A 7,244-nucleotide genomic window follows, 5' to 3' on the forward strand; every position below is an offset into this window, starting at 1 on the left:
TCCCGTTCCCAGGGTTACTCAGTTTTTATAGCAGCCGATGGCCAATTGCCCAGTGATAACGCGACGCACGGCCCGCCAGGCCGCGCGTCACGCGGCTCAGCGGACGCTGATACGCCAGGCGCGGTGGATCCTGCTGTTGCGGGCGAAATCCTGGTCGAGGGTCTGGGCGCTGATTTCCTCGACCTGGTAACGCGTCGACAGGCCTTCGTCCAGCTCGAACTTGCGGAAGTTGTTGGAGAAGTACAGCACCCCGCCCTTGGCCAGACGGGCCATGGCCAGGTCGATCAGCTCGACGTGGTCGCGCTGGACATCGAAGACCCCTTCCATGCGCTTGGAGTTGGAGAAGGTCGGCGGGTCGATGAACACCAGGTCGTACTCGCCGCGGTCCTCGCGCAGCCACTCCATCACGTCGCTCTGCACCAGGCGCTGCTTGTCGGAGAAGCCGTTGAGCGACAGGTTGCGCCGCGCCCAGTCCAGGTAGGTCTTGGACAGGTCGACGCTGGTGGTGCTGCGTGCATCGCCCTTGGCCGCATGCACGGTGGCCGTGGCGGTGTAGCAGAACAGGTTGAGGAAACGCTTGCCGGCCGACTCGCGCTGGATACGCAGGCGGATCGGGCGGTGGTCGAGGAACAGGCCGGTGTCGAGGTAGTCGGTCAGGTTGACCAGCAGCTTCACACCACCTTCTTCCACTTCCATGAAGCGGCCCTCGGCGTTCTGCCGCTCGTACTGCTTCTTGCCGGTCTGCCGTTCGCGACGCTTGATGACGATGCGTTCGGTGGGAATGCCCAGCGCCTGGGGCAGTGCCGCCAGCGCGTCGAGCAGGCGGATCTGCGCCTTTTCCGGATCGATGGACTTGGGCGCGGCGTATTCCTGGACATGGGCCCAGTCGCGGTAGAGATCGACCGCCAGGGCGTACTCGGGCATGTCGGCGTCATACACCCGGTAGCACTCGATCTTTTCCTTGCGCGCCCACTTGCCCAGCGCCTTGAGGTTCTTCTGCAGGCGGTTGGCGAACATCTGCCCACCCTCACTCAGGCGCGCCTGCTCGATCACCACGGCGCCCTGTGCCGAAGCCGCTTCGCTGCGCTCACCGCGATCGCCGGTGACGAACTGGCGCGGCTCCACGTCGAGCATGATCAGCTTGCAGGGCAGTGCGCCGTTGAAGAAGGCGTACTGCTTGTGGCTGCGGATGCCCATGCGCTTGCCCAGCTCCGGCGCGCCGGTGAACACCCCGGCGGTCCAGCCCAGGCAGCTCTGGCGCAGGCGTTCGCCCAGGTGCTGATAGAGGTACAGCAGGCTGGCTTCGTCGCCCAGGCGCTCGCCATAGGGCGGGTTACAGATGATCAGGCCCTTCTGGCCCTTGTCCGGACGCGGCTCGAAGGTAGCCAGTTCGCCCTGGTAGATCTTCACCCACTCGGCCAGGCCCGAGCGCTCGATGTTGTTGCGCGCCGGCTGGATCAGCCGCGGATCGGCCTCGTAGCCGCGAATCCACAGCGGCGTCTTGGCCAGGCCGATGTCGGCGCGCTGCTGGGCTTCCTCGATGAGTTTCTTCCAGATCGCCGGCACATGGCCCAGCCAGTTGCTGAAGCCCCAACGCTCGCGCTTGAGGTTCGGCGCCACGTCGGCGGCGATCAGGCCGGCCTCGATGAGGAAGGTGCCGACACCGCACATGGGGTCGGACAATGCGCCGCCTTCAGCGGCGATCTTCGGCCAACCAGCACGGATCAGCACGGCGGCGGCGAGGTTTTCCTTCAGCGGCGCGGCGCCCTGCTGCAGGCGGTAGCCACGCTGGTGCAGGCTGTGTCCGGAAAGGTCCAGCGACAGCACGGCCTGGCCGCGATCCAGGTGCAGGTGCACACGGATGTCCGGGTTGACCTTGTCCACGGTCGGGCGCTTGCCGAACTCGGCGCGCAGATTGTCGACGATGGCGTCCTTCACCTTCAGCGCACCGAAGTGGGTGTTGTCGATGCCCGAGCCCTTGCCGCTGAACTCCACCGCCAGGCTGCCGCCAGCATCCAGATGGTCGCCCCAGGGTACGGCGTTGACGCCCAGGTAGAGGTCTTCGGCGTTGCTGACCTGGAAGCGCGACAGCACCAGCAGCACACGGTTGGCCAGACGCGACCAGAGGCACAGGCGGTAAGCCGTCTCCAGATCGCCCTTGCCGCGAATGGCCGAGACCTGGGCACGCGCTTCGGTCAGCCCGAGTTCCTGGGCTTCCTCCAGCAACAGACCGTCGAGCCCTTTCGGGCAGGTAAGGAAGAGATCGTGCAAATCCGCCATGCAAATAGTTCCCGGGCCGCAGCCCTTTCAGCAAAGCCGCTTACGGCCTTGTCAGCCACCTTTTGTTCGTCGATACGAAATCCAGGCGACCCTTGTATTCATTTTCAGGGATGGACCGGCGAGCCGGCCTGCGGCCTCGCGTCGCAGAAAGTCATCCCACTCGTCGGAGCGAGAGAAAGTCGCAATTAGACACACATTCCTCTTGATCCTCGGCAACCTCCCGCCCCTGGCGGGTTATGCCGTAATGGCACTTTAGAACCCGACGGAACCTTATGGCTTGATCCCATAAGAGTTACGTCCTTATGACAAATTGGTCATTCACAGCCCCGGAACCTTTCGATAGAACTCGGGGTAATCCTTCACCGCAATGGTGTCGGGCGGGGCGCGTCACGCCGGCAATGCGCCCCATTTGGCGGAACATTCCGCCCGGCCTCCCTGGGGGGCCAACGGGACATAACAGTCAACAAGTGAGGGCAACACCCTATGAGAAGACTTAAGCGTGATCCGTTGGAAAGAGCCTTTTTGCGCGGATATCAGCACGGTATCACTGGAAAATCTCGCGACCTCTGTCCGTTTACCCATCCCACTACCCGGCAATCCTGGCTCAATGGCTGGCGTGAGGGCCGTGGCGACAACTGGGATGGTTTGACCGGCGCGGCCGGTATTCAACGTGTGAACCAACTCCAGCACGCAACAGGCTGAATCCAGGGTCACCCCCGACTTCCCCAAGCCGCCCCATCCGGGCGGAAAAGGGCGCAAGCCCAAGGGCTCCGAAAGGAGCCCTACTTATTTCTGCTGCCGTCCTTATGCCCGCCGGGCCGCCGCAATGGCGTCCACCGCTTCGCGGATCAGCGCCGGGCCCTTGTAGATGAACCCCGAGTAGATCTGCACCAGGCTCGCACCCGCGGCGATCTTCTCCGCCGCATGGGCACCTTCGGTGATGCCGCCGGCAGCGATGATCGGCAGGCGACCACCCAGCTCAGCGGCCAGTACCTTGACGATATGGGTGCTCTTCTCGCGCACCGGAGCGCCCGACAAGCCGCCGGCCTCGTTGCCGAAGGGCAGGTTCTCGACGCCTTCACGGCCCAGGGTGGTGTTGGTGGCAATCACCGCGTCCATGCCCGATTCGATCAGCGCGGCGGCAACCATGGCGGTTTCCTCGTCGCTCATGTCCGGGGCGATCTTGATCGCCAGCGGCACCCGGCGGCCATGCTGCACGGCCAGGTCTTCCTGGCGCTGGCGCAGCGCCTCAAGCAGTTGCTTGAGCGAATCGCCGAACTGCAGGCTGCGCAGGCCGGGGGTATTGGGCGAGCTGACGTTGACCGTCACATAGCTGGCGTGGGCGTAGACCTTGTCCAGGCAGATCAGGTAGTCATCCACCGCACGCTCGACCGGCGTATCGAAGTTCTTGCCGATGTTGATGCCCAGCACGCCCTTGTACTTCGCCGCCTTGACCCGCTCGATCAGGTGATCGACGCCGTGGTTGTTGAAACCCATGCGGTTGATGATCGCGGTGGCCTGCGGCAGGCGGAAGATGCGCGGCTTGGGATTGCCCGGCTGCGGACGCGGGGTAACGGTGCCGATCTCGACGAAGCCGAAGCCCAGCTGGGCGAAGCCGTCGATGGCATCGCCGTTCTTGTCCAGGCCGGCAGCCAGCCCCACCGGGTTGCCGAACTCCAGCCCCATGACCTTGACTGGCAGGCTTTTCGGCGCCTGGGTCAGCAGGCCGTTGAGGCCCAGGCGGCCACCGGCGCCGATCAGGTCGATGGACAATTCATGGGAGGTTTCCGGGGAGAGCTTGAACAGGAGCTCGCGGGCCAGGCTGTACATGGTCGGGCATCGGTCGGCAAAATGGGGCGCTATTATAGCCAGCCCGCCCTCGCTCAGGCGAGGCGACGCAGCGCCAGCAGCCGCCCGGAATCGTCGAATTCCAGCTCGAAGCAGCCCTGGATGCCACTGTGAGTGACGAAGGGACGCAGGTGATGCGCCGGCAGATTGACCTGCCGACCGTCGCGACTGAGCACCTGGATGCGGTTGGCCTGCCCGCGGTAGAGCGCCTGCAGCCGGTCTGCCGGCAGCGAGATATCGAGTACAACGCGAGCCATGGAGGCCACCTCGAAAGTGAAGGGAAGAATTTTGCCACAACCCGGGCGCCAATCGGCCCCAGGGTTTCCTATGCTTAGGGCAATTCGCCGCGCATCCGCCACGGCGCTTCCTGCACTGACCGTCCGGCCATCGGGAGTCTTGCGTCGTCCATGAGTCAACCAACCCGTCCCCGCAGCGTGACCAGTCGTCTTGCCGCCCTCGCCCAGCGCCTGGGCATTGGCGCCGCCGACGGGCACAACGTGGCCGAGCGCAGCCGCATCCTGTCGCTGCCCTTCGACCCGCTGCCGACAACGGCGAGCGGTATCGGCTGGCAATCCGGGCCGCCGCTGCATCGCCTGATCGACCTGCCGCGCGGCGCCCTCTCCGGACCGGTGCAGGAAGACAAGGCGCGCATCCATGCCGTACTCGCGCGCCTGGTGGTCAGCAGCCAGGAGCAGCATCCGGCAGTCGACCTGCGCAGCATCGACGGCCTGTGCTGCCGCAGCGTGCTGGACAGTTCGCGGCCGACGCTGGAGGAGCTGTCCAACTGCGAGCAGTGCCGCAAGGTACGGATCATCAGCTACAACGACTTCACCAAGGTGCTGGGCGTGGCCCTGCCGGGCTTCGAGCGCAAGGCCCCGCTGCACCTGCGCAGCGCCGGCTGGCATGGCTCGCGGCTGTTCTGGGACGACGACAGCCATCCCTGCGAGCTGGCCAGCGCGGTGGTCTACGCGCGGCGGCGCGGGCTGGAGATCATCCTGCCGGCGCGCATCCAGCGCCATGCACTGCAGGCTTCGGTGCTGGATGAACTGGAGCGCGACTTCCACATGCTCGGCATGCCGGCCAAGGCCTGGAGCGACTCAGCGTTCATGGCGCTGCTGCTGGAGACCGGGATGCCCTACGCGCGCTTCGGCCTGTTCAACTCGGAAACCCCGGAAAGCCTGTTGCTACCCCGCGACCATCCGCAGGCGGACGCCCTCGGCCGCGGTCTGCGCGAAGCCGGCGCCGCGGACGTGATCGCCTACCTGCGCCGGGTCGGCAGCGCCGCCTGAGGCCGTCACTCGTCCTCGCCCTGCCGCAGCAGGCGCTCTTCCTCGACCAGGCTCTGCAGCACGTCCTCATGCCGGGCCTGCCACTCTTCCAGACTCAGGCCGCTGCCCGCCAGCAACTCGGGGTTGCGCTGGACCAGGTAGACCGCCGCACGCTGGGCCGAATCGGCGACCTGCCAGGTCACCTTGGGCGAATCCAGCGGCCCCTCGTAGGTGATCCAGCGGCTGAAGTCCTCGTAGATGCTGCAGACCTTCTCGAAGTCCTCGTCGCGCATGCGCTGGTTGCCGTACTCGATGTTCTCCACATCCTTGGCCTTCATACCGACCGTTTCGGCAAAAGCGCGGCGCGACATTCCCGTGAGCGAACGAAGCGCCCGTAGTCTTTCTCCTGCGGTGAACAGGAAATGCTTCTTCACCATGTGTCATCCATCTCCGAGACTGCAAAAGCCCGGCAAATCGCCCTAACAATTGGGATAAATTGACGCTCCAGAGCGAGGCAGACGCCCGTGGATCAGGGGTTCAAGATGGTGCGGGATACCGCATGAGCGAAGAAAGGGAATTCACCGCGGATTTGCTCGCGGGGGGCTATTACGTGACGCCTCAGCGCTTTGCACAGCTGATCGGCCTGAACGACCGCCAGACCATTGTGCAGCGCTGGATAGAGCTCGGTGAAATACCCTCACGCCGCATCGGCGGCCAGATCCTGGTGGACCTGGGCGCCCTGATCAGGATGAGCCAGCCGGATCAGCCCTGATCGGCAGCCTGCGCCGCCTGCAGTGCCGGTGCGGCGGGAATGCCGATCTCCACGCACAGCTGCATGACGCGCTCCAGGTCGTTGCGGTAGACCAGTACGCATTGCAGCTCGGTGTCCAGCGGCTCGCTGAAATCCACCAGCACGTAGCCGCCCTTCTCCGGGTAGAGCGCGCCCAGCTGGGTCTGGATACGGTTCAGCGCGGCGAGCGGCTCGGCCTTGCGCAGCTGTTTGGCCTGCAGCACGAAGCTCACGCTCGGGTCGAACGAGGAGCGGATCTCACCGAACAGCTCCTCGTAGCTGTCGCCCATGAACAGCACGATTTCCGGCAGGCTGCCCACCACGACCCATTCACCCAGCGGAATCGGGAAGTCGTCGTCGTAGTTGATGTCCGCATTGGCGGCGAGGAAGGCCGCGGGATCGGCATAGGCCTGCGAGGCCTCGTCGGCGATCTGCCGGATCTCCTCCTCGCCCAGGCAGCCGGAGCTGATCAGCGTGAGAAGTTCGACGAGTTGGGCTTTCATGGGCAGGTCCTGCTGAGAGATGAACAGCCGCGAAGGATATCGCTATTCGAAGAAAAACGCCGTAGGCAGGGAAACTTCTGACAGACCGGCCGGTCGGAACTCGCCAGAACGATATCCATTATTGAACGGGATGATTTCTGCTCACTTCGAGCGGTTGATAGCCTGACAACCATCCCGAACCAGCCTGTGTGTGAAAACCATGAACCGTGCCCTCGCTCTTTTTTCCCTGATCACGCCCCTGTGGCTGGTGGGTTGCGCCAGCCAACCGGCGCCGCAGCAGGAGCCGTACAGTGACGAACAGGTGAAGTCCTTCGCCGTGAAGATGCTGGGTACGAGCAGCATGTCCGATGAGCTGTTCGCCAAGTATCGGCGGGCGCTGACCGAGCCGCACGCGAATGGGCGGAGCGGGAGTTGATCCCGCGTCAGACCTGATCTCTCCGTCATCCTCCGGTACCGCTCCGATGTTCCCGTTTACGTAGGAGCAACTGTCTTTTACCCATTCTCCGTTCGCCACTGTTTGCCATCCCTGACCATTGCGTTGAGCCTCACGATCAG

Annotated in this window: 9 protein-coding genes; 4 read left to right on the top strand and 5 right to left on the bottom strand. The window is 64.4% G+C overall.

The genetic code is table 11. From position 1 onward, the window contains the following. Positions 1-96: 96 nt before the first annotated feature. Positions 97-2,280, bottom strand: coding sequence for a bifunctional 23S rRNA (guanine(2069)-N(7))-methyltransferase RlmK/23S rRNA (guanine(2445)-N(2))-methyltransferase RlmL (rlmKL, locus tag HNP46_RS34180; RefSeq protein WP_184598290.1), 2,184 nt, complete (start codon positions 2,278-2,280; stop codon positions 97-99). A 483-nt stretch (positions 2,281-2,763) separates the two neighbouring features. On the opposite strand from rlmKL, the gene rmf reads away from it, so the two are divergent. Next, a complete protein-coding gene (gene rmf, locus HNP46_RS34185; protein WP_081519407.1) occupies positions 2,764-2,982 on the top strand; it encodes a ribosome modulation factor in 219 nt (72 codons plus the stop codon). Between the two features lie 102 nt (positions 2,983-3,084). Here the strand turns inward: rmf and HNP46_RS34190 are convergent, their stop codons facing one another. Together HNP46_RS34190 and HNP46_RS34195 are read right to left on the bottom strand one after the other, a co-directional pair. Beyond that, entirely contained in the window at positions 3,085-4,110 is a 1,026-nt protein-coding gene (locus tag HNP46_RS34190) for a quinone-dependent dihydroorotate dehydrogenase (protein ID WP_184598292.1), read from the bottom strand. A 53-nt stretch (positions 4,111-4,163) separates the two neighbouring features. Then, the gene (locus tag HNP46_RS34195; protein WP_184598295.1) at positions 4,164-4,385 is read right to left on the bottom strand and encodes a DUF2835 domain-containing protein; all 222 of its coding nucleotides are present in this window, start codon (positions 4,383-4,385) and stop codon (positions 4,164-4,166) included. 150 nt (positions 4,386-4,535) lie between these two features. Here HNP46_RS34195 and HNP46_RS34200 point away from each other — a divergent pair, with 150 nt between their 5' ends. Further along, positions 4,536-5,417, top strand: a complete 882-nt coding sequence (locus HNP46_RS34200; RefSeq protein WP_184598298.1) for a DUF6685 family protein — start codon at positions 4,536-4,538, stop codon at positions 5,415-5,417. Positions 5,418-5,422: 5 nt separating this feature from the next. Here HNP46_RS34200 and HNP46_RS34205 read toward each other — a convergent pair whose 3' ends face one another. Then, the gene (locus tag HNP46_RS34205; protein WP_184598301.1) at positions 5,423-5,833 is read right to left on the bottom strand and encodes a helix-turn-helix domain-containing protein; all 411 of its coding nucleotides are present in this window, start codon (positions 5,831-5,833) and stop codon (positions 5,423-5,425) included. A gap of 122 nt (positions 5,834-5,955) precedes the next feature. Here HNP46_RS34205 and HNP46_RS34210 point away from each other — a divergent pair, with 122 nt between their 5' ends. Continuing rightward, the gene (locus HNP46_RS34210) at positions 5,956-6,168 is read left to right on the top strand and encodes a DNA-binding protein (protein ID WP_184598304.1); all 213 of its coding nucleotides are present in this window, start codon (positions 5,956-5,958) and stop codon (positions 6,166-6,168) included. On the opposite strand, the gene HNP46_RS34215 is transcribed toward HNP46_RS34210, so the two are convergent. Beyond that, positions 6,159-6,689, bottom strand: coding sequence for a hypothetical protein (locus tag HNP46_RS34215; protein ID WP_184598306.1), 531 nt, complete (start codon positions 6,687-6,689; stop codon positions 6,159-6,161). The genes HNP46_RS34210 and HNP46_RS34215 overlap by 10 nt on opposite strands. A 199-nt stretch (positions 6,690-6,888) precedes the next feature. Here HNP46_RS34215 and HNP46_RS34220 point away from each other — a divergent pair, with 199 nt between their 5' ends. Next, positions 6,889-7,104: a hypothetical protein gene (locus tag HNP46_RS34220; protein ID WP_184598308.1), complete on the top strand. Its 216-nt coding sequence runs from the start codon at positions 6,889-6,891 to the stop codon at positions 7,102-7,104. The last annotated feature ends 140 nt before the right edge of the window (positions 7,105-7,244 follow it).

Source organism: Pseudomonas nitroreducens (assembly GCF_014204515.1).
In the GTDB taxonomy this organism is placed as follows: Bacteria; Pseudomonadota; Gammaproteobacteria; order Pseudomonadales; family Pseudomonadaceae; genus Pseudomonas; species Pseudomonas nitritireducens_A.

What these genes read in the sequence shown, in the direction of transcription:
- rlmKL (WP_184598290.1), bottom strand. Translation starts at nt 2,280, where the DNA reads ATGGCGGATTTGCACGATCTCTTCCTTACCTGCCCGAAAGGGCTCGAC.
- rmf (WP_081519407.1), top strand. Translation starts at nt 2,764, where the DNA reads ATGAGAAGACTTAAGCGTGATCCGTTGGAAAGAGCCTTTTTGCGCGGA.
- HNP46_RS34190 (WP_184598292.1), bottom strand. Translation starts at nt 4,110, where the DNA reads ATGTACAGCCTGGCCCGCGAGCTCCTGTTCAAGCTCTCCCCGGAAACC.
- HNP46_RS34195 (WP_184598295.1), bottom strand. Translation starts at nt 4,385, where the DNA reads ATGGCTCGCGTTGTACTCGATATCTCGCTGCCGGCAGACCGGCTGCAG.
- HNP46_RS34200 (WP_184598298.1), top strand. Translation starts at nt 4,536, where the DNA reads ATGAGTCAACCAACCCGTCCCCGCAGCGTGACCAGTCGTCTTGCCGCC.
- HNP46_RS34205 (WP_184598301.1), bottom strand. Translation starts at nt 5,833, where the DNA reads ATGGTGAAGAAGCATTTCCTGTTCACCGCAGGAGAAAGACTACGGGCG.
- HNP46_RS34210 (WP_184598304.1), top strand. Translation starts at nt 5,956, where the DNA reads ATGAGCGAAGAAAGGGAATTCACCGCGGATTTGCTCGCGGGGGGCTAT.
- HNP46_RS34215 (WP_184598306.1), bottom strand. Translation starts at nt 6,689, where the DNA reads ATGAAAGCCCAACTCGTCGAACTTCTCACGCTGATCAGCTCCGGCTGC.
- HNP46_RS34220 (WP_184598308.1), top strand. Translation starts at nt 6,889, where the DNA reads ATGAACCGTGCCCTCGCTCTTTTTTCCCTGATCACGCCCCTGTGGCTG.